General features: G+C 66.5%; 29 protein-coding genes. All 29 read left to right on the forward strand.

Going from position 1 to position 22972, the window contains the following annotated elements; translation table 11 throughout:
• Positions 1 to 20 precede the first annotated feature (20 nt).
• The 29 genes from R4P95_RS18285 to R4P95_RS18425 all read left to right on the forward strand — a co-directional run bounded on the left by R4P95_RS18285 (position 21) and on the right by R4P95_RS18425 (position 22967).
• Positions 21 to 200 (forward strand): hypothetical protein, encoded by a 180-nt coding sequence (locus tag R4P95_RS18285; RefSeq protein ID WP_317746362.1) that lies wholly within the window; start codon positions 21 to 23, stop codon positions 198 to 200.
• A complete protein-coding gene (locus R4P95_RS18290; protein WP_317746361.1) occupies positions 197 to 961 on the forward strand; it encodes a hypothetical protein in 765 nt (254 codons plus the stop codon). The genes R4P95_RS18285 and R4P95_RS18290 overlap by 4 nt, the downstream gene beginning before the upstream one ends.
• A gap of 41 nt (positions 962 to 1002) precedes the next feature.
• On the forward strand, positions 1003 to 2238 hold the full coding sequence (locus tag R4P95_RS18295; RefSeq protein WP_317840479.1) for a DNA cytosine methyltransferase: 1236 nt from the start codon (positions 1003 to 1005) through the stop codon (positions 2236 to 2238).
• Between the two features lie 170 nt (positions 2239 to 2408).
• Positions 2409 to 2768, forward strand: a complete 360-nt coding sequence (locus R4P95_RS18300; RefSeq protein ID WP_317746358.1) for a hypothetical protein — start codon at positions 2409 to 2411, stop codon at positions 2766 to 2768.
• Between the two features lie 244 nt (positions 2769 to 3012).
• Positions 3013 to 3252 (forward strand): hypothetical protein, encoded by a 240-nt coding sequence (locus tag R4P95_RS18305; protein WP_317746357.1) that lies wholly within the window; start codon positions 3013 to 3015, stop codon positions 3250 to 3252.
• Positions 3249 to 3668, forward strand: coding sequence for a hypothetical protein (locus R4P95_RS18310; RefSeq protein WP_213573295.1), 420 nt, complete (start codon positions 3249 to 3251; stop codon positions 3666 to 3668). Before R4P95_RS18305 ends, R4P95_RS18310 begins: the two co-directional genes overlap by 4 nt.
• Positions 3665 to 3946, forward strand: coding sequence for a glutaredoxin domain-containing protein (locus tag R4P95_RS18315; protein ID WP_317746356.1), 282 nt, complete (start codon positions 3665 to 3667; stop codon positions 3944 to 3946). The genes R4P95_RS18310 and R4P95_RS18315 overlap by 4 nt, the downstream gene beginning before the upstream one ends.
• On the forward strand, positions 3943 to 4089 hold the full coding sequence (locus R4P95_RS18320) for a hypothetical protein (RefSeq protein WP_317746355.1): 147 nt from the start codon (positions 3943 to 3945) through the stop codon (positions 4087 to 4089). Before R4P95_RS18315 ends, R4P95_RS18320 begins: the two co-directional genes overlap by 4 nt.
• Positions 4086 to 4772 carry a hypothetical protein gene (locus R4P95_RS18325; RefSeq protein WP_317746354.1) on the forward strand — a complete coding sequence of 229 codons (687 nt, stop codon included), beginning with the start codon at positions 4086 to 4088 and terminating at the stop codon, positions 4770 to 4772. The genes R4P95_RS18320 and R4P95_RS18325 overlap by 4 nt, the downstream gene beginning before the upstream one ends.
• Positions 4769 to 4999 (forward strand): hypothetical protein, encoded by a 231-nt coding sequence (locus R4P95_RS18330; protein ID WP_317746353.1) that lies wholly within the window; start codon positions 4769 to 4771, stop codon positions 4997 to 4999. Before R4P95_RS18325 ends, R4P95_RS18330 begins: the two co-directional genes overlap by 4 nt.
• Before the next feature lie 507 nt (positions 5000 to 5506).
• Positions 5507 to 5671, forward strand: coding sequence for a hypothetical protein (locus R4P95_RS18335; RefSeq protein ID WP_317746352.1), 165 nt, complete (start codon positions 5507 to 5509; stop codon positions 5669 to 5671).
• Positions 5672 to 5740: 69 nt separating this feature from the next.
• Entirely contained in the window at positions 5741 to 5884 is a 144-nt protein-coding gene (locus R4P95_RS18340; RefSeq protein ID WP_317746351.1) for a hypothetical protein, read from the forward strand.
• A gap of 483 nt (positions 5885 to 6367) precedes the next feature.
• Positions 6368 to 6724, forward strand: coding sequence for a hypothetical protein (locus R4P95_RS18345; protein ID WP_317746350.1), 357 nt, complete (start codon positions 6368 to 6370; stop codon positions 6722 to 6724).
• Positions 6696 to 8231 (forward strand): terminase, encoded by a 1536-nt coding sequence (locus R4P95_RS18350; RefSeq protein ID WP_317746349.1) that lies wholly within the window; start codon positions 6696 to 6698, stop codon positions 8229 to 8231. The genes R4P95_RS18345 and R4P95_RS18350 overlap by 29 nt, the downstream gene beginning before the upstream one ends.
• Positions 8225 to 9568 carry a hypothetical protein gene (locus tag R4P95_RS18355; protein ID WP_317746348.1) on the forward strand — a complete coding sequence of 448 codons (1344 nt, stop codon included), beginning with the start codon at positions 8225 to 8227 and terminating at the stop codon, positions 9566 to 9568. Before R4P95_RS18350 ends, R4P95_RS18355 begins: the two co-directional genes overlap by 7 nt.
• A 2-nt stretch (positions 9569 to 9570) precedes the next feature.
• Positions 9571 to 10749 carry a head maturation protease, ClpP-related gene (locus tag R4P95_RS18360; protein ID WP_317746346.1) on the forward strand — a complete coding sequence of 393 codons (1179 nt, stop codon included), beginning with the start codon at positions 9571 to 9573 and terminating at the stop codon, positions 10747 to 10749.
• Between the two features lie 13 nt (positions 10750 to 10762).
• Positions 10763 to 11170: a capsid cement protein gene (locus tag R4P95_RS18365; RefSeq protein ID WP_317746344.1), complete on the forward strand. Its 408-nt coding sequence runs from the start codon at positions 10763 to 10765 to the stop codon at positions 11168 to 11170.
• Between the two features lie 17 nt (positions 11171 to 11187).
• Positions 11188 to 12117 (forward strand): hypothetical protein, encoded by a 930-nt coding sequence (locus tag R4P95_RS18370; RefSeq protein ID WP_317746343.1) that lies wholly within the window; start codon positions 11188 to 11190, stop codon positions 12115 to 12117.
• Entirely contained in the window at positions 12117 to 12554 is a 438-nt protein-coding gene (locus R4P95_RS18375; protein WP_317746342.1) for a hypothetical protein, read from the forward strand. Before R4P95_RS18370 ends, R4P95_RS18375 begins: the two co-directional genes overlap by 1 nt.
• An 11-nt stretch (positions 12555 to 12565) precedes the next feature.
• Positions 12566 to 12925: a hypothetical protein gene (locus R4P95_RS18380; protein ID WP_317746341.1), complete on the forward strand. Its 360-nt coding sequence runs from the start codon at positions 12566 to 12568 to the stop codon at positions 12923 to 12925.
• A complete protein-coding gene (locus tag R4P95_RS18385; RefSeq protein WP_317746340.1) occupies positions 12918 to 13241 on the forward strand; it encodes a hypothetical protein in 324 nt (107 codons plus the stop codon). The genes R4P95_RS18380 and R4P95_RS18385 overlap by 8 nt, the downstream gene beginning before the upstream one ends.
• A complete protein-coding gene (locus tag R4P95_RS18390) occupies positions 13234 to 13572 on the forward strand; it encodes a hypothetical protein (RefSeq protein ID WP_317746339.1) in 339 nt (112 codons plus the stop codon). Before R4P95_RS18385 ends, R4P95_RS18390 begins: the two co-directional genes overlap by 8 nt.
• Positions 13572 to 13979: a hypothetical protein gene (locus tag R4P95_RS18395; RefSeq protein WP_317746338.1), complete on the forward strand. Its 408-nt coding sequence runs from the start codon at positions 13572 to 13574 to the stop codon at positions 13977 to 13979. The genes R4P95_RS18390 and R4P95_RS18395 overlap by 1 nt, the downstream gene beginning before the upstream one ends.
• Positions 13980 to 14057: 78 nt before the next feature.
• Entirely contained in the window at positions 14058 to 14990 is a 933-nt protein-coding gene (locus R4P95_RS18400; protein WP_317746337.1) for an Ig domain-containing protein, read from the forward strand.
• 119 nt (positions 14991 to 15109) lie between these two features.
• Positions 15110 to 15409, forward strand: a complete 300-nt coding sequence (locus R4P95_RS18405) for a hypothetical protein (protein WP_397517783.1) — start codon at positions 15110 to 15112, stop codon at positions 15407 to 15409.
• Complete coding sequence (locus R4P95_RS18410) at positions 15406 to 15777, forward strand: hypothetical protein (RefSeq protein WP_317746336.1); 372 nt, start codon at positions 15406 to 15408, stop codon at positions 15775 to 15777. The genes R4P95_RS18405 and R4P95_RS18410 overlap by 4 nt, the downstream gene beginning before the upstream one ends.
• A gap of 3 nt (positions 15778 to 15780) precedes the next feature.
• Positions 15781 to 16596 carry a hypothetical protein gene (locus R4P95_RS18415; RefSeq protein ID WP_317746335.1) on the forward strand — a complete coding sequence of 272 codons (816 nt, stop codon included), beginning with the start codon at positions 15781 to 15783 and terminating at the stop codon, positions 16594 to 16596.
• 3 nt (positions 16597 to 16599) lie between these two features.
• Positions 16600 to 22137, forward strand: coding sequence for a transglycosylase SLT domain-containing protein (locus R4P95_RS18420; protein WP_317746334.1), 5538 nt, complete (start codon positions 16600 to 16602; stop codon positions 22135 to 22137).
• Positions 22134 to 22967 carry a hypothetical protein gene (locus tag R4P95_RS18425; RefSeq protein ID WP_317746333.1) on the forward strand — a complete coding sequence of 278 codons (834 nt, stop codon included), beginning with the start codon at positions 22134 to 22136 and terminating at the stop codon, positions 22965 to 22967. The genes R4P95_RS18420 and R4P95_RS18425 overlap by 4 nt, the downstream gene beginning before the upstream one ends.
• Positions 22968 to 22972 lie beyond the last annotated feature (5 nt).

Below are 22972 nucleotides of genomic sequence, written 5' to 3' on the forward strand. Positions count from 1 at the left end.
AGACGAAGCAGCCGACGCCGATGCCGATCGATCCGGAGCCGAGCGAGAACGGCAACATCGCCCTCTACCTCGAGGACGGGGTGCTGCACGCGAACGTCATCTTGAAGGCGCAGCGAGCCGCACTCAATACGGCGGGCCGACCGCTCTACATTGCCCACTTCGTCAGCTGCCCACACGCGAGCGACTGGAGGAAGCGATGATCACCGTCCTCCGCTGCCGTGGTATCGGTGAGCCGATGGGTGAGGCGTCGATGCTCGCCAACGTCACGAAGCACCTCGACCCGAAGCGGTTCCGCGTCGTCGAGGTGCCGTGGTCGGCGCAGTACGGCGGAGTACCGGTGCCGCTCGGGTCGTCCTTCGACACGTCCCTGCGGTCCGGCCGGGCGATGCTGCTCGACTACATCGCCCGTGATCCGTATCCCGTCGTCCTGCTGGGCTACTCGGGCGGCGCTGCGCTTGCTGGAAACGTTGCTGCGGAGATCAGCGCCTGGAAGCATCCCGACCTGGACGTGCGTGCGACCGGACTGATCTCCGACCCGTTGCGTCCCTATGGCGCCACCGCATCCGGCGCGCCGGGATGGGGTATCGCCGGAAGTCGGTCGTTCTCTGGCACTGGCGCTGGGCCTTTCTGGCACTGCGCCGACCCGGCCGACGTCATCACCAGCTGCCCGGCGAACTCGCCCCTGCGCACGCTGGCCGACCAGTCGGCGGCCTTCTCGCTCGTCGACCCGCGCGAGTGGGGCTGGGACCTCATCCGTCGGGTGCGAGAGAGGCGCTGGCAGGCCACCATCCGCGACTGGCGCAACGTCCCCGAGGTCTGGCGTGCGTACAGCGCGGCGATCGGCGGCGTCCGCGGCTACCTCACCGGCGAGCACGACTCGTACCACCTTCGCCGCTACCCCGGCAGCACTCGCACCTACACCGAGTGGCTCAGTGATCGCATTAACGAGGTGAGGGAATGAGCGTCGATACGGTCCATCGCGTGCATCGGGGGAGACCAGTAATGCGCGTGGGTTCACTGTTCAGTGGGTACGAAGGCCTCGGCATGGCGGTCGACGTCGTGTTCCCCGGTGCGCAGCGGGCCTGGTTCTGCGAGTGGGATGAGGCCCCGTCGAAGATTCTCGACCACCACTGGCCGACCGTGCCCAACCACCGCGACGTGACGCAGATTGACTGGGACACCATGCCCCCCGTCGACATCCTCACCGGCGGCTACCCGTGCCAACCCTTCTCGGCCGCCGGCCAACGCAAAGGAACCGACGATGATCGACACCTCTGGCCCTACGTCCGGGACGCAATTCGCCACCTACGACCCCGATACACGCTCCTGGAGAATGTGGCCGGACACCGGTCTATGGGGTTCGATCGAGTACTCGGAGACCTGGCCGAAGACGGGCTCGATGTCCGGTGGACGAGCCTTCGAGCTTCCGACGTCGGTGCCCCCCATCACCGCGAACGCCTCTTCATCCTGGTTACCGACCCCTCGGGCGGCCGACCCGAAGGCGTCAATGGGGTCACCGGGCGCGGCACGTCATGTGGCAGCAGGCATGGGGAGCCTTGCGGAGGTGATCGGCGTACATCTGCCGACACCGACAGTGGGGAATGCGACGGGGACGAACGAGCGCAGGGGCGGGGCCCGCTCGGACGAGAAATTGTTGCCGGGTGTGGTGCTGGACTTCCTGCCCACACCGACCGCGAGCGACACGAAGGGGGCCGCGCAACGCGACGGCCGGATACGGAATGGGCGAGCGAGGCCGGACAGCGACGAGCGCTTAGCCGGGGCAGTGGAGCGGTTCCTTCCGACGATCACAGCCTCGGACGCGAGCAAGGCGCGGGACAATCCAGCCCAGGCGAATCGGAAGAGTCCGGCGATCTCAGCAGTGTCGCAGTACTTCCCGACGCCGAGAACTACGGACGCCAACGGACCGGGGAAGCACGGCACTGGGGGTCCGGATCTGCGGACGGTCATAGCCGAATTCAGTGGGGAGCCTATGCCCCCGCTGTTCGACGTTGGGAACGACTGACCCGCCCAGCCCCCGCGCCGACTGAGCTGAACAGTAACGGGAAGCCTCGCCTCTCGGCGGCCTTCGCTGAGTGGATGATGGGGCTTCCGGCCGGCCACGTCACAGACCCGGCGATCGGGATCAGCCGCTCGCATCAGCTCAAGGCGATCGGCAACGGCGTCTGCCCTCAGCAGGCGATCGCCGCATATGCGGCCCTTCGCGGGAGGGCGGAATGAGCGAGCCCAGCGGCAAACGTCCTCCGATGCAGCCTTGCCCTCCCGCGCCCTGCGGTGGCAGCGGACAGAGCGCCCAGATCAGCCAGCCTCCCCGTGACCGCTGGCGGGCCGCCCTGCGGGCTGTCCTCGCGGCACAGGCAACCCGACCACCAGACAGGAGGGCCCAATAGGTGGGACTTCCATGGGCTCGCACAGACACCAATCTGCCAACCCACGACAAGATCCTCGACCTCATCGGAATGGGACCAAAAGGCAAAGGGGCGGCGTTCGTTTACGTCTCTTCCTACCTCTACGCGGCCGATAACGGCACAGACGGATTGATCAAGAAAGCAGTTCTGCCGTTCATTCACTGCAACCCGGCCGAGGCGAAATTGCTCGTCGCGGTGGGTCTCTGGGAGGCCGAGCCGCCGAACAACTACCGGATCAAGAACTACGGCACGAAACAGGCTGTTGGGTTCGCTCAGCAGGCATTACACGAAGCCCGGTCAGCGGCCGGGAAGAAGGGGGCGGACTCGCGATGGGGCGAATGACACCAGTTTTGCCATATGGCAAAACGCATAGCAAATCGATGGCAAAACCGCGTTTGTCATTTCCATTTGACAATGGCACTACCCTACGTACGAACGAACGGACTTACGTAGATAACTACTTGCGGAAAATCTCTTCTTCTTACGTAAGCAACGCGCGCGATTTTCGGGCCGGATTCATTGCTCGGGGTCACCAGATCGCCGCCGCTTCGCGCGGCCGCACCCCAGTTATCCACAGGGGTCGACCATGAACCCCTACGAATTCGCGGCCACCGTCAAGTGCCCGCACTGCCACGCCGAAATCGGGCGAAGGTGCGTCACCGCCGACGGGTACGAGCGCAAGATCCCGTGCCTCGACCGCGTCCGACTCGTCGAATGGCCCGACACCGCGCAACTGCCCGACACCACACCCAGCGACGGCCGTCCACCGCGCGCACCACGACCCGACTACGTGGCCGGCATCGACCGGCAGGTGGGGGACCAGTGACCACTCACACGATCAGGCTGCCCTGGGACTCCCCGCCGCTGTCGATGAACGACCGGGGAGCCTCAGCTGGGGCGGTGTTCGCGAAGAACCGTGAAATCGCCCAGATCCGCTCAGACGTCGTCCGCCTAGCCCGTCATGCCAGGTTGCCCCTGAACGTCGGCCACGCGGTCATCCAGCTGCACTACCGACCCCGCGACAAACGGCGACGCGACACCGACAACCTCATCGCCACCCTCAAACCGATCTGCGACGCACTCGCCGCCGGCACCACCAAACACCCCGGCTACGGCCTCGTCGCTGATGACATCCCACAGCACATGGCCAAACCCGAACCGATCATCCACCAGCCCAGCCGTACACCCGAGCTCTGGCTCGAAATCACGTGCAGCGACGAGCCCAAGGAGTTACCCGCATGAGCGTCACTGTCTACAGCTCACCGGCCTGCATGCCCTGCCGGGCCACCAAGCGCAAGCTCGACGACCTCGGTGTCGAGTACACCAGCGTTGACCTCGCCCAGGACCCGGACGCGGCAGCCGACCTCAAGAAGCTCGGCCACCTCGAAACCCCCGTCGTCATCGCACGCCTCGCCACCGGCACCGAGCACTGGTCCGGACACCGGCCCGACCGGCTCACACAACTCGCCGGCGACCTCGCCGCCATCGCCTACCTCGCAGAAGACGGAGACCTCGCATGAAGACCGCCTACCACGAAGGCAAGTACTGGACCGTCGGCGCCATCCGACGGCACCCCATCGCCTACGCCGAACTCCACCGCCCCGACGCAAAATCCGTCGCCGTCCCGCTATCGAAGCTGCGATTGGAGGACCCACGACCATGAACGACAACGTCGACGGATTCTTCGTTGACCGCTACGGACAGCGGAAGCTCCTCGAACTACTCCGCGAAGTCCCCGAGATTGCCGCCAACCTCGCTGCCCTGATCGCAGCCAATGACGGCTACGCGACGCGCATCAGCTTCGACCCGAAGGTGGATTCGGGGCACGACGGTCAGCCCCTTCTGTGGGACACCAGCGCCCAGGACGCTGCCGACGAACTGCTGAACGAGCTATGGGGATGGGCTCGCCACGTCTGTGAGACACGCGGCATGGAGTACGACGGCGGCGCGACTCTTGATGGAGTGGCGAAGTGGCTGGACCGCAACATCATCGCCCTGGCGCTCACCGAGGGCTCAGAGGACGCACCACGGAGCATCGAGTCCGCGGTGCGTAAGGCGCGGCGAATTGCGAAGACCAGTGAGCCGAAGCCCTACGCGGGAAGCGTCGACCAGGCTCGTGACGCCGAACTCAACGCCACGGCCATCGAGCGGATGCGCTGCGAACTCGGTGACGAGTACGCCGGCCTCACGGCCCGCCGTATCAAGACGCTGCGGAAGAACACCACCCTCGAGCCCATTCGCGTCGTCCCGACCCCCGATGGAGACTTACCCGTCTACCGCCTCGGAGATGTCCTCGACGCACACCTGAGTTACCCGGCACGTCAACGAAAGAAGAGAGTGGCATGAGCGTGATGAATGAGAACTTCGTAACCATCCACGTCAAGATCGAAGACGTTGAGGTTAAGCAGACGGTCAAACTTCCTTACGGTAAGGGGAATCCAATCTTCAATCCCGGCACAGTGGATTCCGGTGTTGCCGAAGCTGCTATCGAGATTCGTAAGATGCTTGCTGCGCACTTTGGTGACAGGGATACAAGTGCTGCGCTTGGTGGCGAACCAGCAGTAGCGCGCTAAGTCCACACCACGTGGTAAGCTTCGCTTCGATGGTCGTGGGTCAGGAAACTGACTCGCGACCATAGTTGTCTCACCGATAAAGCCCGTTCAGCACGTCGGTGAGACCTCTTTCCTGATGGCGGTGGAATGTCCGCCCTTCCGCTCCATCTCGAGTTGCGAGTTGGGTAAACGCGCCGGTTCGATTCCGGCCAGGGGAACAGAGGGTACGACCGGCTCTACCGCTCTTAAACGGTTATCCGCCGTTCGCGATGGTGTGCACACCTGACCGACACCATGTGCACGTGTGACCCACTAGACGTCCAGGGGCGCGCCTGGATCTCCGTTGCATCCCCGCATTGGCTCTTCGTGAGCGCGACCGCAACGAGCATCAACGCGCAACTACTTCGCTCGGTGTAAGTCACCGTGCCCCACAACGGGTCCTGCAACTCCTGGGGTGACGGAATCCAAGCTGCCGATGTTCCCCAACCACAACGCAGCTGCCGAGCGAACCAAACTTGAGGAGGCCGGATGGACGTCGTCGGATCAATCACGAGCATCACGGCCAAGGTATTGCGCCGACTGGCTGACGCAGTCGAGGAGGTGCCGGCCGTGCCTCCGCAGCCGGTGATCCACATCCACATCTACGGCGACACAGTGGCACCCGAGCCCCGATCCCGCTGGGGCAAGCGATGAACCGGGCACTGCGCCGCTGGACAGTCGTCGGCACCTTCCGGATGTACTTCACACGCTGAGGAGGGCGCGATGCCGACGCTCACTGACCAGATCTACGACGTCCAGCAGCAACTCAAGACCGCCCGAGCCCAGGGCAACCGAACCGCAGAAGCGATCCTCACTGCCCGCGTCAACACGCTCATCGATCAACTACCACGTGGCAAGGACGGCTGATGCCCTCGAAGTCGAACACCACCACACAACGAGGACTCGGCTGGGATCATCAGAAGCAACGTGAGCGACTGCTCCGAGCTCATGTCGACGGCGCGCCGTGCTGGTGGTGTGGACTCCCGATGTACCGAGACTCGGCCCGGAACATGGACAACGGACCGCTCGACGCCGACCACTCACATGCGCGCTCACGCGGCGGCACGAAGGCTGACCGGCTGCTGCACAGTAGCTGTAACCGATCACGCCAAGACGGCAGCCGCGACCACCAGCGACCAGCACTCCGTGACCGACCCCGACCGCAGGCCTTCCCATGGCCAGACCTGCCTGCGGGCGTCTGACCTGTTAAAACGCTGGACGCTCACGGTGCCACACCCCCTACCCAAAATCTGGGAAGGGGGCGACTCCTGACCGCAACGCATCCCAGTCAGGAATCTCTCTCTGGCGTTTTTTCCACCACGCCCACCCCGCGACGGGAGGTGATGCCGCATGACCACGAAGAAGCCGCCACTGCGTGCAGTCGCCGACGACGAGGTTGTGCCACCCGCGAAGCCGCTGTCAGTTGCCCAGGCAGCGAAGTCCGGTTCGCATCGGGATCTGTTGGTGGCGATGCGCGATCGGATTGCGGATACGGTCACGAATGGGAACTGCCCGCCGCGTGACTTGGCGTCGCTGACGAAGCGGCTGCAGGACATCGCGAACGAGATCGAGGCGATCGACGCCCGTGAGGACGACGCGGCGCCCGGCCGACTGCGGGAGCTGGAGTCCGCGCTGCGCGAGATCCAGCCGGATCATCCGATGCTGACGGGAACGGTCGATGACCGGTACGACGCTTCGGCCATCTGAGCGGAAGCTCTCCGACGTCGCTCGGCATCTGATCATCCCGGACGGGATCGTCACCTCTCAGTTCCCACGGGTGTACCAGCGACTGCAGGACGTGGGTATCTCGTTCGACCGGTGGCAGCAAGGGTTCGGGCAGATCTCGCTCGGGTGCCGCGAGTCCGGGAAGTATGCCGCGTCGATCGGTGGCGTGGTGGCGTCGATCCCTCGGCAGGTCGGCAAGACGTACACGGTCGGCAACCTGATCATCGGCATGTGCCTGGAGTTCCCGGGCCTGCGGGTGATCTGGACGTCGCACCACAATCGGACGACGACGAACACGTTCCGGTCGATGCAGTCGATGGTGCGGCGTCAGAAGGTGTGGCCGCACATCGCGGCGAACGGGATCCGGACGGCGAATGGCGAGCAGGAGATCCGTTTCGCGAACGGGTCGATCATCATGTTCGGTGCCCGCGAGCAGGGCTTCGGCCGCGGCATGGACGCGATCGACGTCGAGGTGTTCGACGAGGCGCAGATCCTCGGCGTGAAGGCGCTCGAAGACATGGTGCCGGCAACGAACGCCGCGAAGCACCCGCACGGCGGTCTGGTGTTCTTCATCGGGACGCCACCGCGGCCCACCGACGACGGTGAGGCGTTCGGGTCGAAGCGGAAGAAGGCGATCTCCAAGCTCACCCGAGACCAGGTCTACGTCGAAATCTCCGCCGACCCGGACACCGACCCCGACGATCAGTCGAAGTTCGCCACGTTCAACCCGTCGTATCCGCACCGCACGCCGCTGGAGGCGATGCTGCGGATGCGGGAGAACATCCCCGACGAGGACTCGTGGCGCCGTGAGGCAATGGGCATCTGGCCGGACGACGCCGAGGACGAAGAGAAGCCGGTCGTCGGCAAGGACACTTGGTCCGGGCTGTACAGCGGCGAACCGCAGTTCACCGGTGTGACATGCCTGGCGGTGGACATGTCCACCGAGCGTGAGAGTCGTGACCGCACGTGCTCGATCGTGGTCGCCGCCAAGACTGTCGGGGGAGCGCACCTGCAGGTCGGGTATCACGGCAGCGCGGACACTCGCACCGTCGTGAAGTTCCTTGTCGCGTGCGTCGAGGCGGGTGATCCGGTCGCGATCATCATCGACCCGAAGTCGACGGCGCAGGTACTCGAGCAGCCGCTGATCAACGCGGGCATCGAGCCCGAGATGATGCGCGTCTCCGACGTGATGGCGTCGACGGGTGGGTTCCTCACCGCGGTCGACGAAGCGCTCGTCTCGCACGACGACGACGAGCGGATGGCCGCTGGGCTGGACGCCGCGAAGTTGCGGGAGATCGGTGACGCCGGTGGCGTCGCATGGGCGCGGAAGACCTCGGGCACCATCTGCCAGCTCGTCGCCGCGTCCAACGCGCTGTGGGGGTTGGGCAAGTTCGGGTCGAAACCGGTAGTGCCGCCGCAGGAAGTGGGCTTCGAGCCCACCCCGAGCGGCGAATCAGTGATGGGTGACTTGATGGAGGTGTCATGGTGAGCTCTGTTGAGGCTCCGTCGCCGGGCGAGGTCGGCTATGTCGTCGCGAATCCCGACGCGGGGTATCGGGAGATCGACCCCGAGGAGGCGTTCGAACTCCGGTGGCCGCAGTGCCTCAAGACGTTCGACGCGATGCGCCGCCAGGATGCACAGGTGCGGACCGTGCTCAAGGCGGTGACGCTGCCGATCCTTGCGACACAGTGGCGTCTGGATCCGGCCGGGGCGGACCCGGAGGTTGTCGCCGATATCGGCGAGCAGCTCGGGCTGCCGGTCGTCGGCGCTGAAGGTGAAACCGCGAAGCCGCGCCGCCAGCGGCGGTTCTCGTGGCCCGAGCACCTGCGGATGGCGCTGCTCGCACTGCCGTTCGGTGCAATGTACTTCGAGCAGGTCGTGGACTTCGACGAGCAGGCGCGCCGCTACCGGCTACGCAAGCTCGCACCGCGGATGCCCAGCACGCTCGCCGACATCCATGTTGCGCGCGACGGTGGGCTCGTCGGGATCGAGCAGCGCCCACCCGCCGCGACGTGGTCGGTGCGCGCCTCTGACGCGGGCCGGATCGTCATTCCGGTCGACCGTCTCGTGGCGTATGTGCACGAGCGCGAGGGCAGCAACTGGGGCGGCGAGTCGATCCTGCGCGCCGCCTACAAGAACTGGATGCTCAAGGACCGCCTCCTCAAGCTCGAGGCCCTGACGATCGAGCGCAACGGCATGGGCGTGCCGGTGTACACCAACCCTGATGGCGCCACTCCGGAAGACGTCGAGAAGGGTCGCCGGATGGCGAACGCCTACCGGGCGGGCGACACCGCCGGTGCCTCGCTGCCGTTCGAGTCGAAGTTCGCGCTGATGGGCGTGACCGGGGAACTCCCAGACCCACGCCCGGCGATCGACTACCACGACGCCCAGATCGGCCGCGTCGCTCTGGCGCACTTCCTGAACCTCGACGGCCAGGGCGGCTCCTACGCCCTGGCGTCGACACAGGCCGACCTGTTCACCACCGCGGTGAAGTCCGTCGCCGAGATGGTCCGCGACGCCGCGAACCGGTACATCGTCGAGGACCTCGTCGACTGGAACTTCGGTGAGACGGTCGCGGCGCCGCAGATCGTGTTCGACGAGATCGGCGAATCCTCGGTGGGGATCGCCACCGCACTGCGCACCCTCGTCGACGCGGGCGTGATCATCCCCGACCGCTCGCTCGAGGAACAGGTGCGGCGCTGGCTCGACCTGCCCGCCAAGGATTTCCCGAACCCCAACCCGAGCGCCCTCTACGAGGTGCAGGCACTGCTGCGCTCGGGATACCTCTCCGGCGCTCGACTGCCGGCCGAGCCACAAAGGAGATAACCATGACCATCCGCAACGAGCTCGGGGTACCGAGTCGATCGCGCGAGTGGTGCCGGATCAGATCGGAAGCCGGATCGGCTACCGAGATCATGATCTACGACGTCATCGGTAGCTACTGGATGGAGACCGACGCACAGTCGATCGCCAACCAGATCAAGGAACTCGACACCGACGAGATCGTCGTCCGGCTCAACTCTCCCGGCGGCGACGCCTTCGATGGCATCGCGATCATGAACGCCCTGCGCGCGCACTCGGCGACCGTCACCGTTCGCGTCGACGGACTCGCCGCCTCGGCGGCGTCGGTGATCGCGATGGCCGGCGACGAGATCGTCATGGGCGAGGGCTCGCAGATGATGATCCACGAGGCCTGGCTGTACACCTCCGGCTCCGCGGACTACCTGCGGTCCGAGGCCGATCGCCTCGACAAGATGACGGACTCGATCACCTCGCTGTACGCCCGTCGTGCCGGTGGCGAGTTCGACGAATGGCGGGCACTCGTGGCCGCCGAAACCTGGTTCACCGCTGAGGAAGCCGTCGCCGCTGGTCTCGCCGACAGGGTCGGTACCAGCGCACCTGACGGCGGTGCACCCAATGCGGCATTCAACCTGTCGCATTTCCGCTTCGCGGGCCGGGACCACGCCCCGGCTCCGCGGATTCCCTCTGCCGAGGCGGTAGAGGTCACCAACAGGAAGGAGGGCGACATGCCCACCCTCAAGGAAATCCTCGCGCAGCGCCTCGGCACCGCGGCCGATGCCACGGACGAGATCGTGGTCGCCGCGCTGGATGAGGTGCTCGCCGAGCAGGCCGAGGACCGCAGCGGTTCCGGCATCGAGGCGCGCGCCGGTGTCGTCACCGTCGACGCCGACCAGTTCGCCGCTATGCAGGCGGAAGTCGCCGCAGGGCGCGAGTTCCGGACCCGGCAGGAAGCCGCCGAAACCCGCTCGTACATCGACACCGCGATCAAGGCGGGTAAGTTCCCGCCGTCGAAGTCCGAGCACTACGAGAAGCTGCTCGCCGCCGCACCGGCAGAAACCCGCGCGCTGATCGACGCGATGCCCGCCAACGTCATTCCCGTCGCCGAGGTCGGGCACGACGGTGACGCCGTCAAGAACGACGACCACACCACCGCCCTGACCGCCGTTGCCGACCGGGTCGGTCTCGGCGCCGGCGACCACTTCTGAGGAGGCACCCACCATGTCCAACCCCACATTCGGCCCCGGCCCGATCACCCAGAAGGTCGCCACCGCTGTCGACAAGTTCCACGTCGTCAAGCTCGGCGCCACCGGAATCGCTCCGTGCGGCGCAGCTGATCTGCCGTACGGAGCAGTCGCACAGTCCGGTGCCCCGGCCGCGGCCCGCACCGACAACGACCTGTCGCACGGACTGCCCAGTGCCCTCGCGGTGCACACCGTCGGCGCACTGCCTCTGACCAAGGCCACCGCAGTCGCGTTCGCCACCGGTGAGCCCGTGTACGTGGCCGCCGGAGGCACGGTGGCGAAGACCGGCACCCAGTGCGTCGGTATCGCCGTCAAGGCGTCGGCGACCGGCGATGCCACTGTCCGCACCCAGCTCGCCGGGCCCTTCGTCCCGGCCGCCGCCTGAACGAGAGGCTCTGACTCATGCCCAGGAACATCACGTCCGCTTACGACGGTGACACGCTCACTGTCGACTCGATGCTCAAGGACCCGACCTGGATCCCGCAGCGCGTCATCAACTACCTCGACGGCGCGTTCGTCGAGGCCGCCCTGTTCCGCAACGGCGGTACGAACGAATCCGGTGTCGTCGCATTCCGTGAGGCTGCCGACCCGTACCTCGACGAGGACGCCGAGGAAGTCGCCGAGTTCGCCGAGATCCCGGTCTCGACGATCGGCGACGGCAAGGTCCGCAGCGTAATCGGCCAGAAGACCGCCAAGGCGGTCCGCATCTCCTACGAGATGCGGCACGAGAACAAGGTCGACCGGGTCTCGCAGCAGATCACCGCGCTGCAGCGCACCATGATCCGCTCCGGTGTGAACGCTGCGCTGGCCGCGTTCAATGCCGCGAACACTCCGAGTGCGCCCGCTGCCGCGGCGTGGACAGGTTCGACCGGCGACCCTGCGAAGGACCTCTTCGACGCGATCGAGGAGATCGAGGCCGCCGGGTTCGCCGGAGACGAGACGAAGAACTTCGGCTACTCCCCGAACGCGATCCTCGCCCACCCGCGTGCGATCACCACCCTGATTCGCAACGACAAGATCCAGTCGAAGTACATCGGCGACGTCGCGTCCGAGAACCCGCTGTACAAGGGCACTCTCCCGCAGACCATCTGCGGCCTGCAGGTGCTGCGGTCGCGATGGATGGACCCCACCAAGGTGATCGTCCTCGAGACCGGTGTCGCCGGGTTCTACTCCGACACCTTCCCGCTGCAGATGACGCCCGTCTACGAGGAGGGCGGCAACTCCGGCGCGGGCGGACCGAACATGTCGTGGCGCTCGGATGCGTTCCGTAAGCGCATCCTCGGCGTCGACAACCCGGGTGCCGTCTTCACCATCACGGGGATCTCCGCCTGATGGCGCGGCACGAGATCGTCGCGAGCTTCTGGGAGGAGCCCGTCGGACCGCCGGTCGGATACGTCCGACACCGCCGCGGCGCCGTGGTCGACGTGCCGGACGAGCACGTGGAGCGACTCCTGCGGATTGGCGCCATCGCACCAGTCGAGCAGGAAGCGGCCGACGACGAGGATGGAGACGACGCCGCTGGCGACGAAGCTCCCGAATCGGGCGACGACGGCACGCCGGTGGTTACCGGCGCGGAGGCCGATACCGCTGCACCGGCGGAAGGCTCAGCCTCGCCGCAGCCCGACTCTCCCATCGCGGTCGCGGAAGTGGAGCGCCCCAAGCAGACGGCTGCCAAGCCGATCTGGGTCGAGTACGCCGTCGCACGCGGCATGAACCGCGACGACGCTGAGGCGCTCGACAAGCGCGAACTCATCGCCGAGCTGGACTGAGGGGGTGTGCCATGGCGGACTTCGTCACAACGGACGACATCTTCCGCGGCCGCGTCCGACCGCCAGGCGGCGTGGAGGACGCAGCGGATCTGATCGCCGCGGCGTCGAACTGGATCCGCGATCGGAAGCCGGACATCGCCGACGACGACCCCGCCGCGCGGATCGTCGTGATCCACGTCGTCCGTACCGCGATGGCAAGCGAGAAGTACCTCGGTCACGTCTCCTACTCGAAAACCGTGGGAGGCGTGACCCGGTCCGGCACCCTCGCCAACCCCGGCGCGCTGCTGACTTTCGAGGACTCGCACTACCAACTCCTCGGGATCTCACACAGTGGCGGCCCCTCGTATTACTTCGGAGGACGCTGTGGATGAACTCGGAAGCCAGACCGTCCGCGTGATCGAGCGGGTCCGGGGGAAACGTGGCGTGATGACCGAGCAGCCCGGGGCCGAGTACCCGGGCTGCTCGGTGCAGCCGGTCGACTCCGTCGAGGGTGTGCCGATCGAACGGCACACCCGGTGGGTGCTGTTCGCCCCTCCGGGCTTCCCCGAGTCCACCGAGAACGTCCTCGCGGTCGATGGAATCGGGCCCCGGTTGCATGTCGATGGCGATCTGCAGACCTGGTACGACGACGAAGGCTTAGCCGATCACGTGTGGGGCTATCTCGAAAGGTGGGTGAGCAATGGCTGATCCGAAACCAGGGACGTTCAGGTTCACGTCGAAAGACGCGAAGGCGCTGATGAACTCGAATCAGTTCCGGATGATCGTCCGACAGAACGCCCGAGTCGGGCTGAAGGCATTCCAGCGGCACGTGAAAGCGCGTGGAGGCAGCGGCGAAATGGCGCGCTCGGCACACCTGGAAGATGGCAGGGGGTGGGATGGTCGGCCTGCGACTCGCATCGTCGTCCCGCGTGCTGGTCGCGGCAACCCGATCGCCGCGGAGTTCGGCACCAGGCGCTCGTCGGCGGTTCACGGCCTCCAGGCCGCAATCAACGCGATCAACCGAAAGGGTGGTGGCTGATGGCTGTCGAGATCGACGAGACACTGTTCCCTGATATCCAGGAAGTGCTGATGGTGTACCTCGCCCCGGCCGGAGAGACGGATACCGAGCCACCCACAGAGGGGGACACCGGGATCCAGATCAATCGGGTCGGCGGCGGGAACGACGGCATCAGCGACTACCCGCGCGTGCAGATCACCTGCCACCACCCCGACCCACGGGGTGCATCGAAGCTTGCCCGGCAGGTCGCGAACCGGATGGAACACATAGCCGGTCAGGGGATCTCGGTAGAGGATGAACCGAAGCCGATCTGCATCGACTCATGCCGCGTCGACACACCTCCGGAGTCCGAGCCGTACGAGAACCCGGACGCACGCCGCGAGGTCGCGTACTACGCGCTCAGTCTGCAGAAGCCCTGGCGGCGCTGAGCTTCACACCGAACAACCCAAATACCCGAGGTCCACGACATTTCGCGTCGTGGGCCTTCCTCATGCCCAGGAGGCATCATGGTCACCGACATTGGACAGCTCGAAGTCTCGCGTCACCAGCGCGAACTCATCCTCAAGCCGAACCGCGCCCACATCTACGGCATGGGCATGGACATCGACCCGATCGAATACATCACCGAAGGGTCGAACTCCCAGCTCGCCGAACTTCCCGAAGGGGCATGGGACTTCGGCCTCCTGCTCAAGGACGACGCGATCACCCTGACCCGGGAACTCGAGAAGTCCGACATCAGCGCGATCGGCTACTCCAACCCGGTCCGGTCGGACTTCATCTCCGACATCGCCGGAATCCAGTTCACCGGACTGGAAGCGAACCGGTACAACATCGAGAACAACCTCGGCGTCGACCTGTCGCAGATGATCGCCGACCCGGAGACCGGTGAGATCGCGTTCGATCAGCCGGCCATCACCGCGATCCGGCAGCAGCGCTACCTGGCGCTGACCCAGTTCAACACCGGCGAAGACCGAATCTACCTCGGCCGCCTGCTCTACGCGGGCGAAATTTCCGAGATGGGCGAGCAGACCATCTCTGACGGCGAGGGATCGCTGACGTGGCCGACGACCGTCAACGCGACGGTCGACACCGAGCACGGTGTATCGGTGCGGCACTACTTCGGTGGTCCCGGCTGGAACCGCGTCCTCGAGGACGCCGGGTTCAAGCGCAGCGCACTGACAATCACCACCGCGTCGCTGCCCGGCGGAACCGTCAGCGTGGCCTACTCGCAGACCCTGACGGTCACCGGCGGCACCGGCACGAAGACCTGGTCGGTCGTGACCGGCTCTCTGCCGGCCGGTCTGACCCTGAACGCGTCGACCGGTGTCATCTCCGGCACCCCGACCGCCGCGGGGACGTCGAACTTCACCGTCCAGGTCGTGGACAGCGTGACCCCGGGCAGCGTGCAGAAGCCGCTGTCGATCGTCATCGCTGCCTGACCGATGCCCGGCCCTCGCGCCGGGCCCGAGAACGCACTGGGCAGGCGGGGATCGGCGGTCGACCGCCTGCCCAGTGCATCCAGACCGCCACACCGACCGTCACCGAAGGAGATCCCGCCGTGGGACAGATGCGCACCATCAACAAGGCCGATTGGACACCGACACCACTGGTGTCGCCGAAGGGTCACCTCTACACGCCCAGCTCGTACGTCGAGCACCGGCAACTGGTCGCGGCCGGGTACGCGCCCGCACCGGAGCCCGAGCACGTGCCGGTGCCCGCCGAGCCCGAACCGGCTCCAACGCCCACCGCACCAGTGCCCGAGCCCGCTGCGGAGTCGAGTGAGAAGCCGACTGACGACGCACCCGCCGAGGCGCCCAAGACCAAGATCACCCGACGTACCACCGGAGGCGCACAGTGAGCAAGGACCTCGACAACGTGACCCAGTTCGACGACCCGAACGTCCGTAGATACGGCGGCGAGCAGCGTGAGCCCAAGGAGCCGTTCAAGTTCCAGATCGGCGAATCGCCGACCTTCCTTGTTCCGGAGCCGGACTCCGACACTGTTATGGACATCGAGGAGGCCAACACGTCCCGGCGTGTCCTCAAGCTGTTCCTCGGTGACCAGTTCGACGACGTCGCCGACTTCCTCGGGCCGCAGCACCCGGACACGCTGATCGACCTCGCGCGTGACCTGTCCCGGCACTTCGGACTGTTCGACACGGAGCAGGCGGTGAACCGGGCCGACCGGCGTAGTCGCGATCGGCGCCGCGCCGGGCGTCGTCGCTGACCGATGACCGATGACAACGGGTCGGCGGCCTCCTACTTCGAGACCCTCCTCGATGAGGCCGCCGGCCCGTTCGTCGTGCACCTGGACGACGACGGGCCCGAGCTCGTCATCGAGGCTCCCGAAGCGGCTGACATCGCCGACCTCGACACCACTGCCTCCGTCCACGACCAGCTCGACCTCCTCGTCGGCGATGAACTGGCCGATACCATTGCCGACCACTACGCGCGCCGGCCGATCTCCGAACTCGCCGACCTTGTCGACGACATCCGCGAGCACTTCGGGATCCTCATCCCACCGGACGCCGGATGGGCGTACCTGGTCCACGAGATCGACCGCTACGGCGAGGCGATCGAGAAGGACCTGTTCGCCATGCCCGGCGATGAACGGCTCTACGACTGGGTCCGCGATCATCTGAGCAACCCCTGGAATCGGCTGCTCCGGCTGTTGCCCGCACTGCCGGAGGGCGGCTGGTACTACGCCGCGATCGCCGACGACGACGAGCGTGCCATGCAGCGACTCGAGATGGAGCAGCGCGGCGAGCTGCCCAAGCCATCGAAACGGCCCTCTCTCGTGGGGTGGACCCACGATCGTGAGCTTCTCACCGAGGCGGTCGAGGCGATGGCGCAGATCGTGCACGGCGTGTGGGGCGCGAGCCCGAAGTTCAAAGGCAAGGGCGGTAAACCGCCGGCGCGTCGTCCGCGGCCGCAGACCGCGCGTGACCGCGCTGAGGAATACCAGGCGCTCGTCGAGCACGACGACATCTCGTCGCAGCTGCTCGGCAGCCGTTACACGCGGCGCATTCAACCTCAGGAGGTGTGATCAGTGGCTGACGTGCAGGGTGGGCAGGCCTTCGTCAACGTTCTTCCGTCGATGAGCGGATACTTCAAACGGGTCCGGACCGCGATCAAGCGCAACCCGGTCAGCCACGAGATCGATGTTCGGGTCGACCAGCGCCAGCTCGCGAAGGCGAAGTCGGATCTCGATCGCGCCGCCAAAGGCGCGGCCGACGCACGCCGCCGCGAGGTTGCGGCGACCAAGGACGTCGTCGCGGCCGAGCGGGAACTGCAGGCCCTCCGTAATCGAGGCGTCACCGACGCGGGCAGACTCGCCGCTGCCGAAGGCAAGGTCGCCAAGGCCAAGCGCAACAGTCAGTCCGCGGCCGATGCGTTGCATGCTGCGGAGTCGAAGCGTTCGACGGCGGGCACCCGCGTTGCACGCATCGAGGCTCGGATCGACAGCAAGCGCGCCGAGGCCGACAGCGCATCGCTGCTGCAGCGCCTCTCTGCAGGTTTCGAGGAGGGCGGCCGCACGGTCGGCTCCCGGTTCGTCGACGGCATGAGCGCCACGATGAACTCGAACGCCCGCGGCAGCGAAGAGGGCCGCAGTTTCGCGGCGGGGTTCGTCTCCGCTATTGGCACTGGAATGCGGATGGCGGCAGTGGGTTTCACGGTCGCCAACGACGCGGCACGGTCGGTCATCCGGAATGTGGGGATGGCGGCCGCCGGTATCGGTTTGGCCGCACGGGTACTGAAGTCTTTCAGCGCGGGCCTGCTCGTCAGCTCGTCGCTGCTGAAGGTGATGACCGGTGCGGGCGTCGCCAAGCTCGCTGGTCTGCTGAGACTGGCCGCCGCGGCCGCGAACATCCTCGCCCGGGATATCGGCCGGGTCACCTCGGCGCTGCTGGTCATGGCCGCAGTGTCGAAGCTGATCGGCACCCTAACGCGCATCGGCAAGGCGCTGGGAATGGTGACCGTCGGGTCCGCAGTCGCATTGGGTGCGATCTCGGCGCTCGGTTCCGTCGTCGCATCGTTCGCCACCGGTCCGCTGGTAGCGGGCCTGACGGCCGTCGCTGCAGCGATGGGAACCGTCGCTGCAGCAGCGGCGGGCATCCTGGGCCCGGCCATCGGCGTGGCGAAGATGGCGTTCGCCGGACTGTCCGATGGCGCCAAGGCGTGGGACAAGGCGCAGAAGGCTGCCAACACCGCGTCCTCGCAGGGCGCATCGGCGATGAAGGCCGTCGAAAGCGCCAAGAAGTCGCAGGCCCGCACCGCCGAGCAGGGCGCCCGCCAGATCGTCGACGCAGAGAAGCGCGTCGTCGACGCGCAGAAGGCGGTCAAGGACGCGCAGGACGACGTGAACCGGGCGCGGAAGGAGGCCAAGCGCGACGCCGACGGCTACGCGCGGACCCTCAAGGGCCTGGCCCTCGACGAGAAGAGCGCAACCCTATCCCTGGCCGAGGCCAGGAAGAACCTCGCCGAAACCAAGGGCAATCGTGACTCGGATCCCCTCGATATCTGGCGGGCGGAGCTCGGCGTTGAAGAGGCGGAGCAGGCTCTCGAGGAAATCAAGGCCTCGAACAAGGAGCAGCGCGCCGAGATCGCCGAAGCGCAGGCCAAGGGCATCGAAGGCTCTGACAAGGTCGTCGAAGCCAAGGGCCGCGAGGTCGACGCCCAGGAGCAGTTGCGCGAGGCCCAGGCCGATGCCGCGCAGACGCAGAGGGATGTGGCGCAGGCCAACATCGACGCCGCGGAGGCTGTGGCGGACGCCTACCAGAGCATGGCGGACGCGCAGCAGTCGGCAGCGTCGGGAGATGACCCGTTCGCCGCGATGATCGGGCAGCGGCTCGCACCGCTTCTGCAGGCGTTCAAGGACCTGCGCGAAGAAGTCACCGACCGTTTCAGCGGCGCGATGATCGGCTCGTTCGGCATTCTCGGCGGACTGATCACCCGGCTCACGCCGAGCCTCGGTGGACTCGCTACCACCCTGGGCAACATCGGGTCGCAGATCGCGACGTCGATCTCCAGCCCGGCCGCCGTGGCGGGCTGGGAGCGAATGATCGACGGATCGAACCGCTTCTTCGGAAGTCTCGCTCAGGGCGAGAACGGTTTGGGTTCCGTGTTCTCCGGGCTGATCAGTGTGCTCGGAACCGCGGCGCAGACCTTCGCCAGTAGCGGAGCTGGAATCAACGAGTGGCTGCTGGACCTCGGCGAGAAGCTGCGGAACATCAGCGCCGAGGACCTCAGATCGACGTTCGACGGGATCCGGCAGACGTTCGAGAACATCGGCAGCGTTGCCGGTCCACTGTTCTCGCTGTTGCGTGGGTTCGGTGCGGAAGCCGCGACCGGGCTGGCACCCGGGTTCTCGGCGTTGGGGCAGGCGATCCGGGACTCCATTCCCGGGCTGATGGACATGGCGCGGGTATTGATGCCCGCGCTGGGGCAGGCCCTGGCCGACCTGGCTCCCGTGCTGCCCGGCCTCGTGGAGGCGTTCCGGCCGTGGGCGGACGTCCTCGCGGCGGCGGCGCCGCACCTGGCGACCATCATCGAGAAGCTGGTCCCGTTCGCGCCGCTGCTTCTGGCGACCGTCATGGCGGTGAAGGTCATCATGGCGGCGGTCACCGCGTGGAACGCGATCATGTTCATCTCCTCGGTCGCGCAGGGCGTGTTCATCGCTGCGACCGGGCGCTCGACCGCCAGCATCCGCCGCAACACGGTCGCCCTGGCAGCGCACCGAGTAGCGCTGGCTATCGGCACCGCGGCGCAGTGGGCATTCAACGCGGCGATGAGCGCAAACCCCATAGCGCTCATCGTGATCGCGATCGCCGCACTCGTCGGGGCGCTGATCTACTTCTTCACCCAGACCGAGACCGGTAAGCGGATCTGGGAGACGGTATGGAACGCGATCAAGGCCGCGATCTCCGCGGCGTGGGCGTTCATCCAGCCGATCTTCCAGGCAATCGGTGCGATCTTCGTGTGGCTGTACGAGAACGTGGTGAAGCCGATCTTTGGCGGCATCAAGATCGCCATCGCCGTCGTGATCGCCGCGTTCCTGCTGCTGTGGGAGGGCATCAAGCTCTACATCGACATGGTCGGCGCAGTCCTGAACTGGCTGTGGAACACCGTCGCCCAGCCCGTCTGGGAGGCCATGAAGGTCGGCCTGCGGGCGCTCGGCGACTTCTTCGCCTGGGTGTGGACCTCGCTGATCAAGCCCACCTGGGACGCCCTCGGCGCCGGAATCGCGTGGGTGTGGGAGAACGTCATCAGTCCCGCGTGGGAGGCGATGAAGGGCGCACTCGGCAGGGTCGGGGACTTCTTCTCGGAGGTCGTGAGGGGTATCAGCGACAAGTGGGACAGCCTCAAAGGCATCCTCGCGAAGCCGATCAACTTCATGATCAACACGGTCTGGAACGAGGGCATCCTCAAGGCCTGGAACAAGGCCGCAGGCCTCCTCGGCCTCGACGCAGCCCAACCGCTCGCCGGCATCCCTGAACGGGCGACCGGTGGACCGATCTTCGGACCCGGCAGCGGCACGTCAGACGACGTGCTGATGTGGGGCTCGAACGGCGAGCACATGGTCACCACCAAGGAGGTTCAGGCGGCGGGCGGCCACAACGCGATCTACGCGATCCGCGACATGATCCTGCGCGGCATCCCGTTCGAATGGGATGGCGGGCAGATCGTTCGGCAGGTCGGCCGCGACAACCTCAACGCCTACGGCGCCAGCGTGGCGGCGCAGGGGTATGGCAACGTCGACCCGCAGGGCATGTTCGACTGGCTACTCCCGGCCTACAAGGACGGCGGCGAGATCCGCCCGATGTGGCAGACGCAGCTCGAGAACGGCCACCGCGCGGCGAAGATGCGCAACGGCAACCCGTACACGTGGGGGTTCGAGGACTGCTCGGGCTTCATGTCGATGATCGCCGACGCCATCATCAACGGTGGCGACGGATCGCGGAAGTGGGCGACCGGGTCGTTCCCCGGCGGCCAGCCGTGGGCGCCCGGTCTCGGCGAGGGCTTCTCGGTCGGTGTGCACGACAACCCGGGCGGCCCGGGCGGTGGACACACCGCGGGCACCCTGACCGGTGTCGGCGGGTACTCGACGGTCAACGTCGAATCCGGTGGCTCTCACGGGTACGTCGCCTACGGCGGACCCGCGGCAGGCGCCGACGACCCGCAGTTCGCCGGCAAACACCCGGGCCTGTTCCACCTCGCTATCGGAGCCGACGGCGCATTCAAGCCGGCGGGCCCCGGTGGCGGCGGTGGCGGACCGTCCCCGGACGGGAAGAAGTCGTTCGTGCAGTCGAAGATCTCGGACATCTTCGACTTCTTCCTGAACCCGATCAAGGCCGGTATCGGTGCCGCGATCGGGACACCTCCGCCCGAGTCGCGTGGTGTCCCTCCTGCGTTCCTCGACAAGGGCCGCGACATGACGTCGTCGTTCCTGGCCGACAAGGTCACCGGCCTGGGCGATCTGCTCGGGTCGGTCTGGGACAAGGCCAAGGGCATCGGCGGACTGTTCCGCGATCAGGGCGGATGGATCCCGAATGGGCTCTCCATCGTCCGCAACGAAACCGGCAAGCCCGAGGCCGTACTGAACTGGGATCAGGTCCGCACTGTTGAGGACCTGATGCAGTTCATGCAGGCGAATCTCGCCGAAGCGGGTAAGTACGCCGGTGAGATCGACTGGGGCGGTGTCGGTGCGCAGATCGGGACCTCGCTGGTCGCAGAGTGGGGCAACGACCTGCTCGGCATGGCGGGGTTCTCGTCACAGTTCGAGGGGATGCAGCTCGTCGACGAGACGGGCCGCAGCCGCTCGGATGCGGCGGCGCCACGGGACGAGGCCACGTACGACGAGAAGCCTGCCGAGGCCCCGGCTGTCGATTCTGGCACAGCCGGGTCTGCCCCGGCCGCCCCGGCCGGGGTGGAAGCTCCGCCCGCGGTCGAGGTGCAGGCCGAACCGGAGTCCGTCGTCGACGCCGTGAAGCGTGCGTTCGCGCCGTACGGCTGGAACGAGGGCGAGCAGTGGGCAGCGACCGACTGGATCGTCCAGAAGGAATCGGGGTGGCGGAAGGATGCGCGTAACCCATCATCTGGGGCTTTCGGGTTCTTCCAGTTCCTCGGCTCGACGAAGGACGAGTACCTGCCTGACGAGAGCGAAGACCCGTACACCCAGGGCGTCGCGGGAGCGAAGTACATCCGCGACCGGTACGGCGACCCGATCCGCGCGAAGACGTTCTGGGAGAAGAACGGTTACTACGACCAGGGCGGAATCGCCTCGGGCAAGGGCTACCTGCTCAAGGACGTCATCCGGCCCGAGCGGGTTCTCTCACCGCGGCAGACCGAGGCGTTCGAGTCGCTGGTCCCGATGCTCGACCGGGTCCAGTCGGCGGCGACCGCACCGGGTGACGTGCTCACCGGTGCGGACCGGGGAGCGCTCGAGTACGCACCGGTCGGTGTGGGCGGTGACACCTGGAATGTCCACGGTCGCCTTGACCCGGAAACGAGACGGGAGATCCAGATCATGATCAACCAGCGTGACCGCGGCCACGGCAAGGCCCCCGAGTCCAGGAGGCGTTGGTGAACGACTCGATCATCATGGTCGGGTGGAACGGGACGCCGCCGTACACGCTCGGCGGTCCGACGCGGGGGAGGGCGCGGGATGTGTGGATCGAGGACGGCCTGGCAGGCCTCTGGGTCCCGGCACCCCGCACCCCGACCCGCACCTCCCGGGCGTACCAGCACGGTTCTACACCGAAGGTCACGAAGATCGAGGAGCGCCTCCTCGACTTCCAGGTGAGGATCGAGGGCCGCACCCGCTCTGACTTCGAGATGGCGTTCGCCGACTGGATGGCGGTGTGGTCGTTCGACTACGACAACGAGGTCATCACCAAGACCGGTTCCGGTCCCCGGTCGATCAGGCTCCGGCTCGACCGGGACCCGAAGATCGTTGGCCGGATGTCGATGCAGACCACCCGCATCAGCATCGAGATGGTCGTGGTCGCGTGCTGGCCGTACTTGACGTCGAAGACCGACGTGATCAAGTGGGAACCTGGTGTTGGGTCGCACACGGGCACGGTGGTCGTCGACAACCCGACCGATGTGCCGTTGTGGATGAAGTTCGAAGGCACACCGGCCACGAAGTGGATCCTGCCGGACGGCATCTCGGACCGCACGGTGCCACTCAAGCCGCAGACAACGGGCTGGCGGGTCCAAACCCGACAGGACTTCCAAACCATCAGGGCGGCCGGCGCCGGATTCGAGGTGTGGAAGGCCATGCGTGGCGTGAACTTCATGCACGAGATCCCACCGCGGACCCCGCCCACCGAGATCCCGGTCGAGGTGCAGGGTTCTGCGGTTCCCGCCGAGCTTCGCATCCACCTGCCGCGCTACCACGAGATGCCCTGGGGGTGATCGCC

Origin of the sequence: Rhodococcus sp. IEGM 27 (assembly GCF_033142305.1) — a bacterium.
Classification (GTDB): Bacteria; Actinomycetota; Actinomycetes; order Mycobacteriales; family Mycobacteriaceae; genus Rhodococcus_F; species Rhodococcus_F oxybenzonivorans.

Coding starts and splice junctions, on each gene's coding strand:
- R4P95_RS18360 (WP_317746346.1), top strand. CDS start 9,571: ATGACCATCCGCAACGAGCTCGGGGTACCGAGTCGATCGCGCGAGTGG.
- R4P95_RS18370 (WP_317746343.1), top strand. CDS start 11,188: ATGCCCAGGAACATCACGTCCGCTTACGACGGTGACACGCTCACTGTC.
- R4P95_RS18305 (WP_317746357.1), top strand. CDS start 3,013: ATGAACCCCTACGAATTCGCGGCCACCGTCAAGTGCCCGCACTGCCAC.
- R4P95_RS18390 (WP_317746339.1), top strand. CDS start 13,234: ATGGCTGATCCGAAACCAGGGACGTTCAGGTTCACGTCGAAAGACGCG.
- R4P95_RS18285 (WP_317746362.1), top strand. CDS start 21: ATGCCGATCGATCCGGAGCCGAGCGAGAACGGCAACATCGCCCTCTAC.
- R4P95_RS18345 (WP_317746350.1), top strand. CDS start 6,368: ATGACCACGAAGAAGCCGCCACTGCGTGCAGTCGCCGACGACGAGGTT.
- R4P95_RS18350 (WP_317746349.1), top strand. CDS start 6,696: ATGACCGGTACGACGCTTCGGCCATCTGAGCGGAAGCTCTCCGACGTC.
- R4P95_RS18375 (WP_317746342.1), top strand. CDS start 12,117: ATGGCGCGGCACGAGATCGTCGCGAGCTTCTGGGAGGAGCCCGTCGGA.
- R4P95_RS18290 (WP_317746361.1), top strand. CDS start 197: ATGATCACCGTCCTCCGCTGCCGTGGTATCGGTGAGCCGATGGGTGAG.
- R4P95_RS18395 (WP_317746338.1), top strand. CDS start 13,572: ATGGCTGTCGAGATCGACGAGACACTGTTCCCTGATATCCAGGAAGTG.
- R4P95_RS18380 (WP_317746341.1), top strand. CDS start 12,566: ATGGCGGACTTCGTCACAACGGACGACATCTTCCGCGGCCGCGTCCGA.
- R4P95_RS18295 (WP_317840479.1), top strand. CDS start 1,003: ATGCGCGTGGGTTCACTGTTCAGTGGGTACGAAGGCCTCGGCATGGCG.
- R4P95_RS18415 (WP_317746335.1), top strand. CDS start 15,781: ATGACCGATGACAACGGGTCGGCGGCCTCCTACTTCGAGACCCTCCTC.
- R4P95_RS18340 (WP_317746351.1), top strand. CDS start 5,741: ATGCCGACGCTCACTGACCAGATCTACGACGTCCAGCAGCAACTCAAG.
- R4P95_RS18355 (WP_317746348.1), top strand. CDS start 8,225: ATGGTGAGCTCTGTTGAGGCTCCGTCGCCGGGCGAGGTCGGCTATGTC.
- R4P95_RS18330 (WP_317746353.1), top strand. CDS start 4,769: ATGAGCGTGATGAATGAGAACTTCGTAACCATCCACGTCAAGATCGAA.
- R4P95_RS18325 (WP_317746354.1), top strand. CDS start 4,086: ATGAACGACAACGTCGACGGATTCTTCGTTGACCGCTACGGACAGCGG.
- R4P95_RS18400 (WP_317746337.1), top strand. CDS start 14,058: ATGGTCACCGACATTGGACAGCTCGAAGTCTCGCGTCACCAGCGCGAA.
- R4P95_RS18335 (WP_317746352.1), top strand. CDS start 5,507: ATGGACGTCGTCGGATCAATCACGAGCATCACGGCCAAGGTATTGCGC.
- R4P95_RS18365 (WP_317746344.1), top strand. CDS start 10,763: ATGTCCAACCCCACATTCGGCCCCGGCCCGATCACCCAGAAGGTCGCC.
- R4P95_RS18320 (WP_317746355.1), top strand. CDS start 3,943: ATGAAGACCGCCTACCACGAAGGCAAGTACTGGACCGTCGGCGCCATC.
- R4P95_RS18315 (WP_317746356.1), top strand. CDS start 3,665: ATGAGCGTCACTGTCTACAGCTCACCGGCCTGCATGCCCTGCCGGGCC.